We start from the raw sequence: 18,492 nt of genomic DNA, 5'->3' as shown, positions 1-18,492 counted from the left end.
TTTATTTAATTCTAGTCAATTTCATTGATAATTGCAATAGCCGTACACAAACATTATCGCCAGGTTTTTCATTATATATGCGAATCAAAGCAAAATCGTGCAAAAAGAGAGCTATGCTCGCATAGCTCCCTTGCTTCCCTTTAATGTCGCAGTAGAATCATTTCATTCCTCAATTCGTTCATCTGCTGCTTCATCCGCGAAAGCATTTCCCGTTGCTGGTCATTCGAACTGGCATACAATCGTTCCATATCCGTCAAAGCCTCTTCTATATACCTTTGCGAATTTTGAAATTGTTCATCATCATAATGTTCTTGCCGTGAGGCCTCATTAAATTCATACTCTGCAAAATGGAGAGCCCCTTCACATTGCTCTAAAAAATGATCGACGGATTGTCTGGTTGCCATTTCAAACCCTCTCCTTCGCGTATCATTTGGATGATTTCTAATCATCTTGATTAGTTTGGGCAAATAACGAGAGGATTATCATTTTTTTTGATCAGCGCTTATCCCAAAACTTCTCACCTTGATCGGATAGGAAACGTTCGATCCATTCGGCAAAGCTCATGTGCAGTTTTCTGCCTTCTTCGAAATCATCGAGATGGCCTTTGACCATGATATACTCCTTATCGCCCATGGCGATGGCGCCCCCATTGATGACGATATTATCTTGATATATGCAGGCTACCTTGAAGCATCCTTCATATGGCACTTCATATGTGTAATTAATAATATCCTCAAGGCTATATAAATCATTTTCCCCGCCTGATTTTCGTGATTCGAACAGACGGCAGCCATTGGTTATTTTTAAAAATTCCTTATAATCCCCGGGCAGATGCAATCCGGTTTTCTTTTCAAATGACTGGATTTCCTCATCTGAAGCAGGTGAATTGAAGGTACAGGTCGATTGGTAAATGATCCCTTCTCCCTTCATTTCGATTGACAGATCCTTTTGGGCTAATCGCTTTTTCATAAGATTGATCGCTTCTTCAACTTGACCGGTCATGTCCATCAGCTCCCGATTGGATATAGTCTTTCACTAGCTATTGTGGAAGTAGCAGCCATATGTTCAGCCCTCAAGTATACAGTATACGCTTATTTTCGAAAAAAAGACCTAGCTGCCAGAATGTTGTATAATATATCGTGCGCTTTATTTATACCAAGGAGGTTGCTGATTTGAATCAAGCAAACCCGTTTATATATGCAACGGATCATAAACGATATCATACATGGAATTACCACTTGAGGAACCATTTCGGACATAAGGTTTTCAAGGTTGCCCTGGATGGCGGCTTTGATTGCCCGAACCGGGACGGAACAGTCGCACATGGAGGCTGTACCTTCTGCAGTGCTGCAGGCTCGGGTGACTTTGCCGGAAGCCGCGTCGAGCCGCTCGACGTCCAATTCAAAAAAATCAGCGAACGGATGCACCATAAATGGAAGGACGGCAAGTATATGGCCTATTTCCAAGCGTTCACGAATACGCACGCACCCGTGGGGGTCCTTCGTGAAAAATATGAGCAAGTATTGACCCAGGAAGGTGTGGTCGGGCTCTCGATAGCGACACGCCCGGACTGCCTGCCGGATGATGTGGTCGAGTATTTGGCAGAATTGAACGAGCGCACGTACCTATGGGTGGAGCTCGGCCTGCAGACGGTTCATGAAAAGACCGCGGCGATGATCAACCGCGCCCATGACTTCGATTGCTACAAAGAAGGTGTCGACAAGCTGCGTAAGCATGGCATCCGCGTATGCTCCCATATCATCAACGGCCTTCCTCAAGAGGATTACGAGATGATGATGGAAACGGCACGGGAGGTCGCCAAGCTCGATGTGCAGGGCATAAAAATCCATTTGCTCCATCTTTTGAAGGGGACGCCGATGGTCAAGCAATATGAAAAAGGCATGGTCGAATTCCTTGACCGTGATGAATATGTCAGCCTCGTATGTGACCAGCTGGAAGTCATCCCGAAAGAAATGATCGTTCATCGCATTACCGGTGACGGTCCGATCGATTTGATGATCGGTCCGATGTGGAGCGTCAATAAATGGGATGTCCTCAATGCCATCGATGCCGAATTGAAACGCCGGGACAGCTGGCAAGGGAAAAAACATCTGATAAGGGGGACGAACAAATGAAGCTTGACCGCATCTTGCCTTTCGCAAGACTTTTGCTGGAAAAAGCGGTGCACCCCGGAGATATCGCCGTTGATGGCACGATGGGGAACGGCTTCGATACAGCCTTCCTTGCCAATCTTACCGGGGAAAACGGACAAGTCTATAGCTTCGATATCCAAAAGGAAGCCCTCGAAAACACAAGGGCCAAGCTGGTGAACGAAGGTCTGATCAAGCAATGTACACTCATTCACGCTGGCCACGAACTGCTGAGTACCTATATCAAGCCAGAACATGCTGGAAAAATCACCGGGGCCATTTTCAATCTGGGCTACCTCCCTGGCGGGGATAAATCGATCATCACCCAAGCCGAAACGACCAAAACCGCCATTGAACAGCTGTTCAATCATCTCGCTCCTGAGGGCATCATCATTCTCGTCATCTACCATGGCCATCCAGGCGGATCTCAGGAACGCGACGCACTGATGGATTATGTGCAAAGCTTTCCTCAGGAAAAGGCTCATATCCTGAAGTACGGCTTCATCAACCAAGCCAATCATCCCCCCTTCATCGTCGCGATCGAAAAAAGGTGATCCTGACGGTCGGTGCGGACGGGTTATAGCCATTTTCAAACAAATAAAAGCTGCCGATCAGCTCACTTCGGCAGCTTTTTACATGCTAGGGGTCAAACGACATACCCCAATATTTTCAGGCGATTCTCCACAAAGCTCAGCGCATATTGAAATACATCATCACGTTCCGGCTCGTTAAAGATTTCATGATAGAGCTTGGGCCATTCCTTATATTGCTTCTCACTCGCCAGGTTATAATTAAACCATTCCCGAACCGCCTTCTTGTTCACGATCCGATCATCGCCCCCCTGCATGACCAGCAGCGGTACATCCTGAAATTCAGGGATTTCCTCAAAAGCATCCTTCATGGCCTGGGAAAGCTCACGGTACCAGCGAACGGAGACCTTTGTGATGTATAATGTATCATTCCGATCGCATTCACGGACTTCCGAACTTCTTGTTGCCATTTCAGGAGATAAACCCGAATCGACCCTGAATTGCGGCATCACGAGGTTCAAGCCGTGCGAGATCGTTGCCAGGAATTTCGGGGGCTTGGTCATGAGCCCTAAACAAGGTGATGATAAAATCACACCTGCAATGTCCCATTCTTCTTCTTGAAGGAGCCGTATCGAAATCAGCCCGCCCATGCTATGTCCAAGCAAAAAGACCGGAAGCGAGTATTCGTAGGCTTCCTCTATCCAGCTTTTCACTTCATCTAAATATTCATCAAAGGAATCGATATGTCCCCGGTAAGCACGAGTGGTCATGCCCTGTCCAGGAAGGTCGCCCATGACGACATGGTATCCGGCGGAAAGCCACATTTGTGTAACCCATTTGTAACGGCCGTGATGCTCCATGGCCCCGTGAATGATGACAATGACGCCCTTTGCGTCCCCTTCCGTCTCCCATTTCCACATTCGAAATCCCCCTTTCACTTTTCGCTTGTTGTATATGATCCATGATAGTTAAAATATATATAAATTATAACCATATTCGCGGTCTTCGACAAAAAAGAAAACCAACAAGTCGTACTTCGTATTATCAATAGCCAAGTGTATGTGCATACGGTATATTAAAATAATACATAAAAACCTTCACTTCGGAAAGGAAATGATTGAAAATGATTATTTATCCGTTCAAAGGCAAGGAACCGGAAATTGCCGAAAGCGCTTATATTGCGGAGAATGCAGTCGTGACAGGCGATGTGATAATCGGCAGCGAATCGTCCATCTGGTTCAATACTGTCATCCGCGGCGATGTGGCCCCAACCATCATCGGAAAAAAAGTCAGCATCCAAGATAATAGTGTCCTCCACCAAAGCCCGAATCATCCATTGATCATGGAAGATGAAGTAACCATTGGCCATAGCGTCATTTTACATAGCTGTAAAATCCGCAAAGGAGCATTGATCGGAATGGGCTCGATCGTGCTAGATGAAGCTGAAATCGGCGAAGGAGCTTTTATCGGTGCCGGCAGCCTCGTCCCCCAAGGAAAAGTAATCCCGCCGAATATGCTGGCATTCGGACGCCCAGCGAAAGTAATCCGCGAGATCAACGATGAAGATCGTAAGGACATGGAACGAATCGTACGCGAATATGCCGAAAAAGGACAATACTACAAAACGGCAGAGCGCATAAAATGAATCAAAGGCTTGGCCAAGCCTGTTAGTACGAGCTCAATTTCAGATGGTACACACTTACCGGGTTTATTGAATTATTCCCTCCGCAAACAAAATTAATCCTAAAAAAAAGGTGCGCCGCAATTAGCGGCGCACCTTTTCTATCCAAATCACGCTTGTGCTTTCAATGTTTCTGCTTTATCCGTGCGTTCCCATGGAAGATCGACATCTGTACGGCCGAAGTGTCCGTATGCAGCTGTCTGCTTGTAGATCGGGCGGCGAAGATCAAGCATTTTGATGATCCCTGCCGGGCGAAGGTCGAAGTTGGCGCGAACCAGGTCAACAAGGACGTCTTCGCTGACTGTGCCAGTTCCGAATGTATCAATCGAGATCGATACAGGCTTTGCAACACCGATGGCGTAAGCCAATTGAACTTCGGCTTTATCAGCTAGGCCAGCAGCCACGATGTTTTTCGCCACATAGCGAGCAGCGTATGCCGCAGAACGGTCAACTTTCGTAGCATCCTTACCGGAGAATGCACCGCCGCCGTGACGAGCGTATCCGCCGTACGTATCAACGATGATTTTACGTCCAGTAAGACCTGCATCCCCTTGAGGTCCGCCAATTACGAAACGGCCAGTCGGGTTGATGAAGTACTTCGTGTCTGCATCGATCAACTCAGCAGGAACCACCGCTTTGATCACATGCTCTTTTAAGTCGGCTTGAATTTGCTCAAGGGTGACTTCAGCATCATGCTGTGTAGAAATGACGATCGTATCCACACGTACAGGCTGGTTATTTTCATCATATTCCACTGTCACCTGAGTTTTTCCATCTGGGCGCAAGTAAGCAAGCGTTTCATCTTTACGCACTTGAGTCAAGCGGAATGAAAGCTTATGTGCCAATGAAATCGGAAGCGGCATAAGCTCTTCGGTTTCATTGCAGGCGAATCCGAACATCAAACCTTGGTCCCCTGCACCGATTGCATCGATTTCTTCATCAGACATGTTACCTTCACGTGCTTCCAACGCTTTATCGACACCAGCTGCGATATCGGCAGACTGCTCATCGATCGAGCTCAATACAGCACACGTTTCAGCATCGAACCCGTATTTAGCGCGAGTGTAGCCGATCCCTGCAACCGTATCACGGACGATACGCGGAATATCCACGTAAGCGGACGTTGTAATTTCACCAGCAACAAGTACAAGACCTGTCGTTACACTTGTTTCACACGCAACACGTGCATTTGCATCCTTAGCAAGGATAGCATCTAAAATGGAATCTGAAATCTGATCACAAATCTTGTCCGGATGGCCCTCTGTAACAGATTCAGAAGTAAATAGACGTTTCTTTGACATCATATTTCCTCCTTGGAAGTTAGTATGTGGTAGGCATAAGCCTGATTTTTTACGGAACTCGTTTTCCCTTATTAGCTTCAACTATAGACACAGAAATAATTAAAAAACATAAAAACCTTCCCTGGCAAATGAGGAAAGGTTTAACATTCTGTCTTCTATCCTTTCACTCTTATCGTTCAAGGGTTTTTTACCTTGCTCAGGTTAGCACCATCACCACTTTTCCTTGAAGAACACCGCTTTATTTTCGGCGATTGCTCTTTTGGTCAAGTTCAATATGGCAGGTTGCTGGGTTTCAAAGGGCCTGTCCCTCCACCAACTCGGGATAAGAGAATCCGTACAATTTAAAATAATATCGCATTTGGTCGGAATTTGTCAATGCTTTTCTATCGAGAACATTTACTCTTCACCGGCCAAATTGGGCACAATAAACAGCGCTTCCCCGTCATTAAAGGATTTTTCAGTCGCCTGACCATATGAATCACTTCCTATTAAATAAAGGGGATATCGACTTTCATTAAAGCATATGCAAAAATCCCGGCATGGTTCCAGCCCATATAAAATGATGAAGGCAACCAGTTGAAAATTATCACAAATCACCCGAAATAGTATAGACTATTTAAATAAATGTGTTATACTAATCGTAATATAAAACTTAAACAAAGGAAGGTATCTCATATATGAATTCTGTAGACGTTTCTAATGAGTTACACCAGTTATTAACGGGAAACAACGTGCAAACTCAGCTTTCAGTTCCTAAATTGGTCGAAAAGGTATTAAGCAGGAATGAAGGGGTTTTAACATCAACTGGCGCAGTAAAGGCTGAAACAGGCAAATATACGGGCCGCTCACCTAAAGATAAGTATATCGTCGAGGAAGCATCGGTTAAAGATAAAGTCGATTGGGGACCTGTGAACCAGCCAATTTCCGAGACTGTGTTCAATAAGCTATATAATAAAGTAATTGACCACTTAAAAGCAAAAGAAGAGATTTTCGTCTTCAAGGGTTTCGCTGGCGCAGAAGAATCGTCACGCCTTCCAATCCGCGTCGTTAATGAATATGCCTGGCATAATCTTTTCGCTCATACTTTATTCATCCGTCCAAACGAAGAGGAACTAAGAGGCCATGAAGCAGAATTCACGATTCTTTCGGCACCCAACTTCAAAGCAGATCCAGCGGTTGACGGAACGAAGTCCGAAACGTTCATCATCGTTTCCTTTGAACGCCGTACCATCCTGATCGGCGGAACGGAGTATGCAGGTGAAATGAAAAAATCGATCTTCTCGATCATGAACTACCTTCTTCCAGAGGCTGGAATCCTTCCAATGCATTGCTCTGCGAACGTAGGCCGTGAAGGGGACGTCGCTTTATTCTTCGGGCTGTCCGGAACAGGTAAAACGACTTTATCTGCAGACACGAACCGCAAGCTGATCGGTGATGATGAGCACGGCTGGGCTTCTAACGGTGTTTTCAACATCGAAGGCGGATGCTATGCGAAAACGATTAACCTTTCACGTGAAAAAGAACCGCAAATCTTCGATGCCATCCGTTTTGGAGCCGTTTTGGAAAATGTAGTTGTGGACCCGGATACACGTGAAGCGGATTATGATGATAGTTCATTGACGGAAAATACCCGTGCCGCCTATCAAATGCAGGCAATCGATAACATCGTGAGCCCAAGCATCGCCGGACATCCGAATACAATCATTTTCCTGACAGCTGACGCATCAGGCGTACTGCCTCCGATCAGCAAGCTTTCCAAGGAACAAGCGATGTTCCACTTCTTAAGCGGCTATACAAGTAAGCTAGCTGGAACGGAAAGAGGGGTAACTTCTCCGGAAGCGACGTTCTCCACTTGCTTCGGTTCGCCATTCCTGCCGCTTCCTGCCACACGCTATGCAGAAATGCTTGGTGATAAAATCGACGAGCACAATGCAAAAGTATATCTTGTCAATACGGGATGGACAGGCGGAGCATATGGAACTGGAAGCCGCATGAAGCTTGCTTACACTCGCGCCATGGTACAGGCGGCACTTGAAGGGGAATTGGCTAACATTGAAACGGTCAAGGATGAAATCTTCGGCTTGAACATTCCGCTTCATGTCCCTGGCGTTCCGGACGAAGTGCTTCAGCCAATCAAGACTTGGGCAGATCCTGCTGCTTATAAGCAATCTGCGACAGCCCTTGCCGCGCAATTCCGGGCAAACTTCAAGAAGTTCGGAAGCGTTCCAAATGAAATCGAAGACCTTGGCGGACCGATCGCTTAATAAAACCATACACAAAAGGACCAAGCACTTGCTTGGTCCTTTGTTCCGTCTACATTTAAACCGGGAAAGCGAGCGCTTGATACATCATCCAAGCCCATTCATCCAGATAAAAAAAGGCACTGACCATCACGTCAGCACCCTTTTTCATCTATTAATTTTAGCTGATCGCTTTATTCCTGGCTTTTTCGCGAGACAGCTTTTTATATTGATAGATGTTGCCCAAATTGGCGATTGAGACCTCCGTCTTCGATGCATCAATACAATTGCGTGTATCAAGGATCATTTTATTGGCCATCCGATTGGCCAGCTCATCGTAATCCATCAGCTTGAATTCGTCGTGGTCAGTCAAGACAAGAATCAGGTCGGCGTCGTTGACGGCATCTTCCACTGAGACGATTGGCAGCATGCCAGACTGGACATGCGGATCATGCAGGGCCACTTCCATATGTTCCATCCCCATCAAAATATTGACCACATCGATGGCCGGACTTTCCCGGATATCATCGACATTCCCTTTATACGAAAGACCGAAGACCGCTACCTTTGGCCGCTCGATCCCCTCAAGCATCATCCTTACGCAATTGACAATGTAATAGGGCATCGATACATTGGTGTCACGGGCGAGCTTAATTATTCTCGCAAACTCCGGGGCTTTTGCGACAACGAAATAGGGATCGACCGCTAAGCAATGGCCGCCGACTCCGGGTCCTGGCTGGTGAATGTTGACACGCGGGTGCTTATTGGCCATCGATATGACATCCAATACGTTGATGTCCAGCTCGAAGCAAACCTTCGTCAGCTCATTTGCAAGCGCGATATTCACATCCCGGAAGGTATTTTCCATCAGCTTGGACATTTCCGCCGTCTTCGCATCCGTCTGAATGATCTCCCCTTTGACGAAGGTTTGATAGACCAGGCTTCCTTTATAGGAGCATGTTTCCGTAATTCCGCCGACGATGCGGTTATTATGAACCAGCTCTTCCAAAATCCTGCCAGGCAAGACACGTTCCGGACAATGAACAAGGAACATGTCCTTTCCGATCGTAAGGCCCGTCATTTCCATCATCGGTTTGATATGATCATCCATGCTCCTAGGAGCGATCGTCGATTCGATGATGATGACATTTCCCTTTTTGATGAAAGGGAGAATGCTTGCGACAGCCTCCGTGACATATGTCAAATCACAGGATTTGTGCATGTCGGTTTTATTTGGTGTAGGCACAGCAATAATGAAAACATCTGCATATTCCGGTCTTAATGCGGCATGGAACTTTTGGGAGGCCAGCACTTCATGCAAAACATCCTCCAGCCCAGGTTCCTCGATATGGAGCTTGCCCGAATTCAGATTGGAAATGATATGTGGATGGATATCCACTCCGACGACGTCGACACCATGTTTCGCAAACATTAAAGAAGTTGGAAGTCCAATATAACCAAGTCCCAATGTACATATTTTCATATAAACCACTCCTATTCATCATTATCTGCTACACGCGCTATGTCAGGCAGTTTGATAGATCTCGATAAAGATTTCCTTCTCCTGCTTCCAATTGTATTTCTGGCGGGCCATCAAGCAGTTCCGGCTCATTTCCGCCCTTTTTTCAGGATGCTTCAGCAAGTAATTGACTCCTTTTGCAATGGCTTTCGGATCATGCGAATCGACACAAACACCAATTCGCTCCGTATCGACCACTTTCTGGATTTCAGGAAAGCTGCAGGCAACGACCGGCACACCGCTCATCATATATTCAAATAATTTATTGGAAGAAGCGGAATAGTGATTGAAGCAAACATTATTCAATACTTGAAAACCTAAATAGGCATTTTTGGTATAGTGAAGCAATTCGTCAACCGGCACCTTGGGCAAGAACTTCACCCGATGCTCCAAATCCATTTCCTTTACTTTTTTCATTAAGGAGGCCTTGATTTTCCCATCCCCTATAAAAACCACCGTTCCTGAGTCGATCAGCGGTACGGCATCGACCAATTGCTCCAGGCCCCTGCCCATCTGGACGCCGCCTTGATACAACAAAATCCGTTCATCGGGCGGCAAATCGAGCAGCTCATGCAAATTCACTGACGTGCTTTCCTCCGGTGTAGTCGGAACCGGATAATTATGGACAACCTTTGGGTAGAGGCCATATAAGTCTTCGTTATATTTAGCTCTCGTGTGGTTTTCGGCAATCATCTCATCAACAAACAGCAAGAGGAATTTTTCCATCCTTCCGTAAATTGAGCTATTATATCCTGTTCTGCTCGTTTGAACTTCATGCGAATCATAAATCAGCTTTTTCCTTCTCAGCCATTTACTGCTGATCGCTCCCTGCATGAGCGTATTCAAGTCATTCGAATGGTAAAAATCATATTTCTTTTTCCTTCCATGATAGATCATTTGCATAAAAATATAGCTTCTTGTCAATAAGGTGGGCAGCTTCGTCTTGGTGATGATCAGGATGCCGATGGCCAGGATTGCAAGGAAGCCGGCAAAGACCGCCGAACCTGCCCTACTCGTGATCAATCCCAAGTTCAACAGCGTGTTCCAAACCAATAAGGTCAATACGGTGATTTCAAACTTTTTTTTCGTCAATTTGCCTGCGATTCTAAGAATTTTATGAAGCGCTTCCCAACGGTTATTGACCCTTGTGACGGTGAAGCCATTTTGGTGCTTCTCCTTTTTGGGCAAATCCTTGATCTTCCAGTTGTGAATGGCAAACAAATCCACCTCATATCCCGCTTCTGTAAGTGCTGTACATTCTCTTAGAACCCTCGCATCGTTCGTAAAGTGATTCCACACAAACATACATACGTTCTTCGTCATGTTGTCCTCCACTTCTGGATAATTTTCCCCTACGCCTCCAAGACATTGATGAGGCCTTTAATATTTTTGGACCATTGAAAATGCTGTTTCGCATAAACATAACCGTTTTCCCCAAGCTCTTCACGCAGCGCCTGATTCCTGGCCATGGTCAAAATGTGGCGGCTGATTTCATCCACATTCCGGCTATCGGCGACAAGCCCGCACTTCGCTTCAGAGATCACCTGCTTGGCCCTTCCGGCCACATCACCGACGATTGGCTTACCGACACACATATAGTCGATGATCTTTCCTGGCAGCACCTTATTGAACACCTCTTTTTCGACCAGGCTTACATAAGCAATATGGGCGGATGAAACCTCATGGAGCGTCACCCTCCGATTCATCGCATTAATGACTTTTATATTCGCCAATCCCTTGGCACTGATTTCCTTCTCGACTTCAGCCGTCCGATAGCCGTAGCCGATTATCGTGAACTCGATTTGTGTATGTTCCCTTAAGGCTTCGGCGATGTTTATCAGTTTTTTAAGGTCTTGGGCCAGTCCAATATTCCCGGAATAAACGACCTTGATTTTCGATTCGGAAATGGGCGTAAAGACATTCTTTACCGCCAGCTCATCTCCAGTAAGCGAATTGGGGATGAATTGAATCGTTTCCTCCTTAACTCCCTTGGCGTGAATATAATCCCTGAACCCAGGACTATTGATGATGATATGATCTGAATGCCGATACAGCTGCCGCTCCAGCATGAATGCGGACTTCAGGATCCACTTATTAGCGAAAACCCCCACGCCTATCAAGGATTCCGGCCATAAGTCCCTGACATCGGTAATGAGCTTCGCCTTCATTTTTCTCTTGGCAATCAAGGCGGCTATTGTCGGGAAAATCGGCGGCGTCGTGACAAATACATAATCATATGTTTTTTTGAGACGGATGATTGTATAAATGAAAAGCCACATCGCTTCAAAATAATGCAGCAAGCGCCTTCCCATATTGCTTGTATACCGCTTCACTTTGTTTGGTTTTATCCTGATGACATCTTCCTCAATGTTTTTCTCATCCCAAAACTTGTTGTCTTGATACAAGCTTTGATCAGGATAACTCGGTTTCAACGTGATGACCGTTACTTCATATCCGCTTCTTTTCAGTTGGAGATAGACATTTTTCATGCGATTTCCCGCACTTCCGATTTCCGGATAAAAGTTTTGCACGATCATCAGGACGCTTTTCATATTCACCTATCACCTCTATTCTTGGGTCAGTCATGCTTCCTGCTTTATATTGTAAGGGGGCGTTATTAATGGAAGGTTAAGGAAATATAAAGTCCTCATGAATATTGTAAACATTTCGTTAATTATCGTTTCGTTTTCCTTTTGCCTATCAATCTCTCGTTATAATGGGGAAGACAGAAAAGCAGGAGGAGGAATGGAGCATGCCTAAACAACGTTTGAAGGTCATGACGGTCTTTGGCACAAGGCCCGAGGCCATTAAAATGGCACCAGTCGTTTTGGAACTAAAAAAACATCACACGGAAATAGAAACCATCGTGGTGGTCACCGCCCAGCATCGGGAAATGCTCGATCAAGTGCTTCAATGTTTTCGAATAAAGCCCGATCACGATTTGGATATGATGAGGGACAGGCAGACATTAGAGGATATTACAACCAGGGGCATCGAGGGACTGAGTTCGCTCATGAAACATTTACAACCGGATATCGTCCTCGTCCATGGGGATACGACGACCACGTTCATTGCCAGCTTGGCTGCTTACTATAATAAGATCCAGATTGGACACGTTGAAGCAGGACTCCGCACGTGGAACAAGCTTTCACCGTTTCCTGAGGAGATGAATCGGCAATTGACCGGCGTACTGGCTGACATTCATTTCGCCCCGACCAAGCAGGCTGCCGAAAACCTGCTGATGGAGAATAAACGGAATGACAGCATCCACATCACTGGTAATACGGTGATAGATGCCTTGAAAACGACGATACAGAAGGATTATATGCACCCGATCCTTTCCGGCTTGAATGGCGATAGAATGCTATTGATGACCGTGCACCGGCGGGAAAACATCGGAAAGCCGATGCAGGGGATATTCCGCTCCGTGAAGCGGCTTCTCGATGAGCATGGAGACATCCAGGTTGTTTTCCCGATTCATAAAAATCCGGTCGTCCGAGAGATCGCCCGTGATATTTTCCAAGAAACAAAAAGGTTACATATGATCGAGCCCCTGGAGGTGATCGACTTCCATAACTTTGCGGCGCGATCTCATCTGATCCTGACAGATTCCGGGGGGGTGCAGGAGGAAGCCCCTTCACTCGGCGTCCCGGTTGTCGTGTTACGGGATACGACGGAACGGCCGGAAGGAATCATGGCCGGCACACTTTTATTGGCCGGGATTGAAGAGGATCGCATATACCAGGCAACCAATAATCTGCTGACGAACGGAGAAGCCTATCGCAAAATGGCGACAGCTTCCAACCCTTATGGAGACGGATGCGCATCGAGGCGAATTGTCGAAATTCTCCTCAAGCATTGCAAAATGAGATCTGCCCTCCTGTCTTGAACCACCCATACAAAAAAAGCCTGCCGCCTCGCATGGGCGGTCAGGCTTTTTTCCATCGTGTTAAAATTTGAACTGACTCACTTCCTTTTTCAAGCTCTCAGCCAAGGTGGCCAGCGCTTGGGCGCCTTCGGAGATCTGCTCAGTGGCGGTGTGCTGTTCCTCGGTTGCCGCACTTGTATCATTTGCCCTTTCTGCGGAAATGATCGCGATTTCCTTGATCGAATGCGCGCCTGCCGTAACATCTCCGGTCATCACTTGCAGCTCGTCAACAGCCGAGGAGGCTGAAGCAATTTGCTCGCTCACCTCTCCAACTGCCGATTTGATTTCATTGAACACTTGAAGCGAGCTTGCCGAAGCGGCCAGTCCTTCTTCCGCCTTACTGCTTCCGGTTTTGATCGACGCGACTCCTTTTCCGGTAGCTTCCTGGATGAACCGCACCATTTTCTCGATTTCCGCGGCAGATACTTTCGATTGCTCGGCAAGCTTCCGGACTTCATCCGCCACCACCGCGAACCCTTTGCCATGCTCGCCAGCCCGCGCCGCTTCAATCGCAGCATTTAATGCCAATAAATTCGTTTGTTCGGAAATATCGGTAATGAATGTTGTCACCCGTTGAATTTCATTGGAGTGCTTCGACATGATTTCCATGATATCTGCTGACTCGCGAATCGTAGTATGAATCTCTTTCATTTGAGCTGTCACATCATTCATGCCCTCTGCCCCTTGTTGAACCAGTCCATTGACGGACTCTGCTGAATGAAGCATTTCGACATGGCTCACGGCAATCCGTTTGATGGCAGCAGCCATTTCAATCATCGAATCGACCGATCTTTCCACAATATCGACCTGCTGGGACGTGCCCCTCCTATTTTCCTCCGCAGTGGCCGATACCATCTCTGATGACGCCAGGCTTTCTTCCGAACTTGCCGACATCTGTTCAGCTTGAACGGCGAGCTGTGACGCGGAATCCCTCATATTCAGGACTATCGATTTAAGTCCCCCAACCATTGAATGGAAGGCAGCGGCCATTTCGCCGATTTCATCTTTGTTCCGGATCCGGATTTCTTCAATATGTAAATTGCCGGCCGCAACTTCGCCCAGCGCTTCCGTCAGCTTGCGGACAGGATGTGATATGCTTCGACTGAGGATGATGGGTAATATCATGCTCAGAATGAACCCGCCGATTATCAACAAAACGATGAACGCCTTCATATCCCCTACCTTTTCATTCAATTCCTTCCTTGTCTCCTGCATATATGCCTTCTGTTTATCATCAAGCTTCCCGGCATTATCCATGATCGCTTTATCCAATTCAATCGCAGCATCAGCGATCTCCATCGCCTTCTTACTATTACCCTGCTGCATGCTCATGGTTATTTCTTCAGCCATTTCCATATATTCAAGCTGCGTGCGGTGAATCACATCCAGCAATTCCCGATCTTCCTCGGATGTCAGGCTCTTCTCAAGCGTGCTGTATGCCTTCTCGAACTCATCCTGGGCTCCTTCCCGATTTTCCAGATAAGTGGAATCCCTATAGATGATATATCCGCGCACATCATTAGAGATGGCCTGCTGCTTGTTGATCATCTCCTCGACAAGACTGATCTTTTTCACGCGATCGTCCAATAAAAACGTATACTTGCCATTCAAATCGATGATGATCCATAGATACAGAACACCTATGGCCACCAGGAAAAAAAGGATGGACAAAAAGCTGGCCCATAATTTTTTTGATACGGATAATTTCAAGATATGCAACCCCCATATGTTCAAAATTTAAAATTTTCAATCTATATGGATGATATCGGTCAACTAGTACTTTTTTTCCAGCACTAAATACACATGACTGAAAAAAAGATCACCAGATGGTGATCTTTCCGGTCAACGCTCGATTGAATGCTTCTTCCTTCCAAGCATCGAATCTTCTCGTTTCCAATAAAGCAGGATCGTCAGGAGTATGACCAGCTCGGATAATGGAATGGCCAGCCATGCTGCATTCGCACCAAATAGTAACGGCAATGTTAGCAAGAAAATCAGCATGAAGATGAATTCACGCCCAACCGTAATCCAAGCGGCCATCTTCACTTGCCCAATCGATTGGAAATAGGTCATCATGACGAAGTTGACTCCCATCAGGATGTAGCCGCTAAAGAAAATCCTGATTCCGATTGTCGCAAGCTCCTTAACCTCATTTGAAAAATCGCCAAATAAATCGACGATGAACGGAGCCGCAATCTGGCCCAGGAGCGTAATCGCCATTCCAGCTCCCATTGCGGTCAATATGGCGATGCGAACCGTTTCGCGCTTCCGCTTTTCATCCTGTGCGCCATGATAATAGCTTATCAGCGGCTGAACGGCCGCGCCAATGCCAAGAAACATCAGGAGCATGACACTATGGGCATAATTCACGATGGAAAAGGCAGCTAACCCGTCGGTGCCCGCAAGGCGGGAGAATGCATTATTATGGGCAATCGTAAACACCGATACCCCGATTTCCGCTAAGAAGCTCGGAAAACCGATCATCATCGTCATCATGAAAAGCCGCTTTTCAAACCTCACCTTAATGAGACGAAGGGTGTTCTTCTTCGAGAAAAAGTGAATGCTGAGCACCAGGATCCCCAGCGCGGCTGCCATGATCGTTCCATAGGCGGTTTCCCGCACGCCTAACTCAAGAACATAAAGGATGATGAAGTTCAAGACAAAATTCGAAACGGCCGTAACGATCAGCGAGACCATGGCCAAATTCGGATTGCCATTGTTCCTGACGAATATGCTTAATGTATTCTCCAGCGTGAAAACAAAACCAAGCATCAAGAATACATTCATGTAGTCCGTTGCAAAAGGAGCCGTAGCCTCATTGGCCCCTAATGCATATACAAGCTGATTATGGAAAGCATAGGCAGCCACACCTATGATTACGATGAATATCGTGATCAAAATGATTGAATGAGTGAAGATGAAGCGGGCCCGGTCAAAATCCCTTGCACCCATGCTTTGCGAATAAAGCGTTGCCCCGCCTACCCCGATCCATATGGACATCGCTACAAAGATCGTATAGATGGGACCGGCAATATTGACGCCTGCCAGGGCAACAGATCCAAGCTTATTGCCGACCATCACTCCATCGACGACAAAGTTCAAGGCCATCAACACCATTCCGATCATCGAAGGAATCAAATAACGCAAAAAGACCCTTCCTGTCGATTCCAGCTCCAATAGATTTTGTTGTTGCTGTTCCCTTAATGACATGATATCCTCTCCTGCCGTTTGACCTTACTCCATTACAGAACAATTTGTTACAATTTCTGATAAAACCATCATAACTTAACGAACGTTCGTCAGGCAAGTGAAATCAAAAAAAATCTGGTACATCTTATTTCCAGAAATGAAGGAGGATGTGCCAGTCCTGTCGAAAAGGTCCTCATAAGCAGAAAAAGGAGGATTCAAATGAAGCATCCGGCAACGCCCTATTTAACCTTCAATGGACAGGCAAAAGAGGCATTATCCTTTTATGAAGAAATATTTCAAGCGGAAATCACCGAGCTGCAAACATACGGAGAAGCTGATTTTCCGACACCTGAAGAAGCGAACGATCTTGTATTGCATGCAAAAATTAAAAAAGGCGATTTTTTGATCATGATATCGGACACGTTTCCCGGGAACGCTTTTGAAGTCGGCAATCATGTATCGTTCGTCCTGGAATGCGAGAGCGAACCGGAAATCCAACGTTTATATGATTCCTTTTGTGCAAAAGGTTCATCCTTAATGGAACTGCAAGATACCTTTTGGGGAGCAAAGTATGGAAGGGTCAGGGACCAATTCGGCGTCCAATGGGATTTGAATTTCACAAGGTGATCACAAAAAAATGGCCGAGGATCCAACTTGCATCTTCAGCCATTTTTTCATAGCACATGAAAATAATTCAGGATATTTTTCCCGATCAACAAAATGGTGACGCAAATGAAAAGGATTCGCACATAAGAAGCTCCTTTTTTGATGGCGAAGTTCGTTCCGACCAACGCCCCGCATACCATGGCCAGCCCCATTGGAATTCCATAGGCGAAATTGACGGTCCCCATCGATAAAAAAATGATAAGTGCAGCGATATTGCTGCCAAAATTCAAAATCCTTGCGTTTCCGGCAGCCTGGACAAAATCAAACCCTATGATTAAAAATGAAAATAATAAAAAGGAACCAGTCCCCGGTCCAAGAAACCCATCATAAAAACCAATGGCAAAGATTATGCCGATCAGCAGGAGCATTTTCTTCCTTGTCAGCCCCTTATACTTAGCCTCTCTCCCCCAATCCTTTTTTAGCACCGTATAAACTGCGACGATGACCAAAAGAATCAAAATGAGGGGCTTTAATACCTCTGCAGAAACGAAATGAACAATATAGGCACCCAATGCCGCTCCTATCACGGTAATGGGAAACAGCTTGATGACAAAAGTAAAGTCCACTTTTCCCGCGCGAATGAATGAAATCGTGCTCGTTAAAGATCCCATCGTACCTGCAAGCTTATTCGTGGCCAATGCCGCTGAAGGTGAGATCCCCGTGAACAATAGCGCTGGAATCGCAATTAATCCCCCGCCGCCCACAACCGAATCGATGAATGCCGCAACAAAGCCCGCAAGCATTAAAAACAACAACGTATAGAGGTTGATATCCTCCATATTTTCCCCCCTTAATAAAGCTTCCTCTTGTCCGGCCCCGTTCCCATCTTACCATTTTTTTCGTGGCAATCCTTCCAAAAATGGAATCTCCCAGTGACATTGCTCTGAAAACAGCGAAGGCATGGAAGGACGCATGACCTGATCGTACGGATGAATGGTCGCCAACTCAATCAAAAAAAGCGCCTGCAGTAAAAAATCCTGCCGCAAGCGCTTCGATTTCGTTAGTTAGTGGAGTTCAGTGATAGCAATTCGTACGTAATGATGGTTTTTTCACCGGTCCATTCGACTTTTTGAATAACGGCCGTTCCGCTTGTATCGGATTGGATCGTTTTGCGTACATCGATCGGGATATCGATCGGGTATAACCGGTACCCGCTTTTAGCCAGCCGAAAAACATTTTCTTCTTCGCGAATCTCATTACCTTTTGTTACGATCATCGTGTTGAGTTCGATGGGCATGCCCATGTGAATCTCCTCCTCTTGCAATATGCTTGGATTATACTTCATTCT

At 46.2% G+C, this 18,492-nt stretch carries 17 protein-coding genes and 1 riboswitch; of the genes, 6 read left to right on the top strand and 11 right to left on the bottom strand.

The genetic code is table 11. The annotated features are described in order from the left end of the window. Positions 1–140: 140 nt before the first annotated feature. Both QNI08_RS19320 and QNI08_RS19315 read right to left on the bottom strand, forming a co-directional pair. A complete protein-coding gene (locus tag QNI08_RS19320; protein WP_285769011.1) occupies positions 141–404 on the bottom strand; it encodes a DUF2524 family protein in 264 nt (87 codons plus the stop codon). A gap of 91 nt (positions 405–495) precedes the next feature. Beyond that, a complete protein-coding gene (locus tag QNI08_RS19315; RefSeq protein ID WP_285769010.1) occupies positions 496–1,002 on the bottom strand; it encodes an SMI1/KNR4 family protein in 507 nt (168 codons plus the stop codon). Between the two features lie 170 nt (positions 1,003–1,172). On the opposite strand from QNI08_RS19315, the gene mnmL reads away from it, so the two are divergent. Next, entirely contained in the window at positions 1,173–2,135 is a 963-nt protein-coding gene (mnmL, locus tag QNI08_RS19310) for a tRNA modification radical SAM protein MnmL/YtqA (RefSeq protein ID WP_285769009.1), read from the top strand. Beyond that, positions 2,132–2,704 (top strand): tRNA 5-(aminomethyl)-2-thiouridylate-methyltransferase MnmM, encoded by a 573-nt coding sequence (gene mnmM / locus QNI08_RS19305; protein ID WP_285769008.1) that lies wholly within the window; start codon positions 2,132–2,134, stop codon positions 2,702–2,704. The genes mnmL and mnmM overlap by 4 nt, the downstream gene beginning before the upstream one ends. A 92-nt stretch (positions 2,705–2,796) precedes the next feature. Here the strand turns inward: mnmM and QNI08_RS19300 are convergent, their stop codons facing one another. After that, positions 2,797–3,600, bottom strand: coding sequence for an alpha/beta hydrolase (locus QNI08_RS19300; protein ID WP_285769007.1), 804 nt, complete (start codon positions 3,598–3,600; stop codon positions 2,797–2,799). 206 nt (positions 3,601–3,806) lie between these two features. Here QNI08_RS19300 and QNI08_RS19295 point away from each other — a divergent pair, with 206 nt between their 5' ends. Then, entirely contained in the window at positions 3,807–4,325 is a 519-nt protein-coding gene (locus tag QNI08_RS19295) for a gamma carbonic anhydrase (RefSeq protein WP_285769073.1), read from the top strand. A 146-nt stretch (positions 4,326–4,471) separates the two neighbouring features. Here QNI08_RS19295 and metK read toward each other — a convergent pair whose 3' ends face one another. Continuing rightward, positions 4,472–5,665, bottom strand: coding sequence for a methionine adenosyltransferase (gene metK, locus QNI08_RS19290; protein ID WP_285769006.1), 1,194 nt, complete (start codon positions 5,663–5,665; stop codon positions 4,472–4,474). Positions 5,666–5,828: 163 nt separating this feature from the next. Next, a riboswitch (SAM riboswitch) is annotated at positions 5,829–5,991 on the bottom strand. A gap of 348 nt (positions 5,992–6,339) precedes the next feature. Here metK and pckA point away from each other — a divergent pair. Continuing rightward, positions 6,340–7,926: a phosphoenolpyruvate carboxykinase (ATP) gene (pckA, locus tag QNI08_RS19285; RefSeq protein WP_285769005.1), complete on the top strand. Its 1,587-nt coding sequence runs from the start codon at positions 6,340–6,342 to the stop codon at positions 7,924–7,926. A gap of 157 nt (positions 7,927–8,083) precedes the next feature. On the opposite strand, the gene QNI08_RS19280 is transcribed toward pckA, so the two are convergent. From QNI08_RS19280 to QNI08_RS19270, 3 genes are read right to left on the bottom strand one after another with little or no spacing between them, the layout of a single operon-like run. After that, positions 8,084–9,385: a nucleotide sugar dehydrogenase gene (locus QNI08_RS19280; RefSeq protein WP_285769004.1), complete on the bottom strand. Its 1,302-nt coding sequence runs from the start codon at positions 9,383–9,385 to the stop codon at positions 8,084–8,086. Between the two features lie 42 nt (positions 9,386–9,427). Continuing rightward, positions 9,428–10,744 carry a glycosyltransferase gene (locus QNI08_RS19275; protein ID WP_285769003.1) on the bottom strand — a complete coding sequence of 439 codons (1,317 nt, stop codon included), beginning with the start codon at positions 10,742–10,744 and terminating at the stop codon, positions 9,428–9,430. 29 nt (positions 10,745–10,773) lie between these two features. Beyond that, positions 10,774–11,973: a glycosyltransferase family 4 protein gene (locus tag QNI08_RS19270; protein WP_285769072.1), complete on the bottom strand. Its 1,200-nt coding sequence runs from the start codon at positions 11,971–11,973 to the stop codon at positions 10,774–10,776. Positions 11,974–12,173: 200 nt separating this feature from the next. On the opposite strand from QNI08_RS19270, the gene wecB reads away from it, so the two are divergent. Further along, positions 12,174–13,310, top strand: coding sequence for a non-hydrolyzing UDP-N-acetylglucosamine 2-epimerase (gene wecB, locus QNI08_RS19265; protein WP_285769002.1), 1,137 nt, complete (start codon positions 12,174–12,176; stop codon positions 13,308–13,310). A 60-nt stretch (positions 13,311–13,370) separates the two neighbouring features. Here wecB and QNI08_RS19260 read toward each other — a convergent pair whose 3' ends face one another. Continuing rightward, positions 13,371–15,059, bottom strand: a complete 1,689-nt coding sequence (locus QNI08_RS19260) for a methyl-accepting chemotaxis protein (RefSeq protein ID WP_285769001.1) — start codon at positions 15,057–15,059, stop codon at positions 13,371–13,373. Positions 15,060–15,191: 132 nt separating this feature from the next. Next, complete coding sequence (locus QNI08_RS19255; protein ID WP_285769000.1) at positions 15,192–16,559, bottom strand: MATE family efflux transporter; 1,368 nt, start codon at positions 16,557–16,559, stop codon at positions 15,192–15,194. A gap of 198 nt (positions 16,560–16,757) precedes the next feature. Here QNI08_RS19255 and QNI08_RS19250 point away from each other — a divergent pair, with 198 nt between their 5' ends. Continuing rightward, on the top strand, positions 16,758–17,165 hold the full coding sequence (locus QNI08_RS19250) for a VOC family protein (protein WP_285768999.1): 408 nt from the start codon (positions 16,758–16,760) through the stop codon (positions 17,163–17,165). 47 nt (positions 17,166–17,212) lie between these two features. Here QNI08_RS19250 and QNI08_RS19245 read toward each other — a convergent pair whose 3' ends face one another. Together QNI08_RS19245 and QNI08_RS19240 are read right to left on the bottom strand one after the other, a co-directional pair. Then, on the bottom strand, positions 17,213–17,983 hold the full coding sequence (locus QNI08_RS19245) for a TSUP family transporter (RefSeq protein WP_285768998.1): 771 nt from the start codon (positions 17,981–17,983) through the stop codon (positions 17,213–17,215). A 221-nt stretch (positions 17,984–18,204) separates the two neighbouring features. Beyond that, positions 18,205–18,447 carry a DUF2584 domain-containing protein gene (locus QNI08_RS19240; RefSeq protein WP_285768997.1) on the bottom strand — a complete coding sequence of 81 codons (243 nt, stop codon included), beginning with the start codon at positions 18,445–18,447 and terminating at the stop codon, positions 18,205–18,207. Between the last annotated feature and the right edge of the window lie 45 nt (positions 18,448–18,492).

The sequence above is a fragment of the Peribacillus folii genome, from assembly GCF_030271255.1.
GTDB lineage: Bacteria > Bacillota > Bacilli > Bacillales > DSM-1321 > Peribacillus.
The sequence above is the reverse complement of the archived record's forward strand: the minus strand, read 5'-3'. Positions and strand labels throughout refer to the sequence as shown.

Bases quoted from the DNA above. Each gene is read 5' to 3' on its own strand.
- QNI08_RS19245 (WP_285768998.1), bottom strand. From the start codon at position 17,983: ATGGAGGATATCAACCTCTATACGTTGTTGTTTTTAATGCTTGCGGGC.
- pckA (WP_285769005.1), top strand. From the start codon at position 6,340: ATGAATTCTGTAGACGTTTCTAATGAGTTACACCAGTTATTAACGGGA.
- QNI08_RS19255 (WP_285769000.1), bottom strand. From the start codon at position 16,559: ATGTCATTAAGGGAACAGCAACAACAAAATCTATTGGAGCTGGAATCG.
- QNI08_RS19270 (WP_285769072.1), bottom strand. From the start codon at position 11,973: ATGAAAAGCGTCCTGATGATCGTGCAAAACTTTTATCCGGAAATCGGA.
- QNI08_RS19275 (WP_285769003.1), bottom strand. From the start codon at position 10,744: ATGACGAAGAACGTATGTATGTTTGTGTGGAATCACTTTACGAACGAT.
- QNI08_RS19315 (WP_285769010.1), bottom strand. From the start codon at position 1,002: ATGACCGGTCAAGTTGAAGAAGCGATCAATCTTATGAAAAAGCGATTA.
- QNI08_RS19240 (WP_285768997.1), bottom strand. From the start codon at position 18,447: ATGGGCATGCCCATCGAACTCAACACGATGATCGTAACAAAAGGTAAT.
- QNI08_RS19280 (WP_285769004.1), bottom strand. From the start codon at position 9,385: ATGAAAATATGTACATTGGGACTTGGTTATATTGGACTTCCAACTTCT.
- QNI08_RS19320 (WP_285769011.1), bottom strand. From the start codon at position 404: ATGGCAACCAGACAATCCGTCGATCATTTTTTAGAGCAATGTGAAGGG.
- metK (WP_285769006.1), bottom strand. From the start codon at position 5,665: ATGATGTCAAAGAAACGTCTATTTACTTCTGAATCTGTTACAGAGGGC.
- wecB (WP_285769002.1), top strand. From the start codon at position 12,174: ATGCCTAAACAACGTTTGAAGGTCATGACGGTCTTTGGCACAAGGCCC.
- QNI08_RS19250 (WP_285768999.1), top strand. From the start codon at position 16,758: ATGAAGCATCCGGCAACGCCCTATTTAACCTTCAATGGACAGGCAAAA.
- QNI08_RS19300 (WP_285769007.1), bottom strand. From the start codon at position 3,600: ATGTGGAAATGGGAGACGGAAGGGGACGCAAAGGGCGTCATTGTCATC.
- mnmM (WP_285769008.1), top strand. From the start codon at position 2,132: ATGAAGCTTGACCGCATCTTGCCTTTCGCAAGACTTTTGCTGGAAAAA.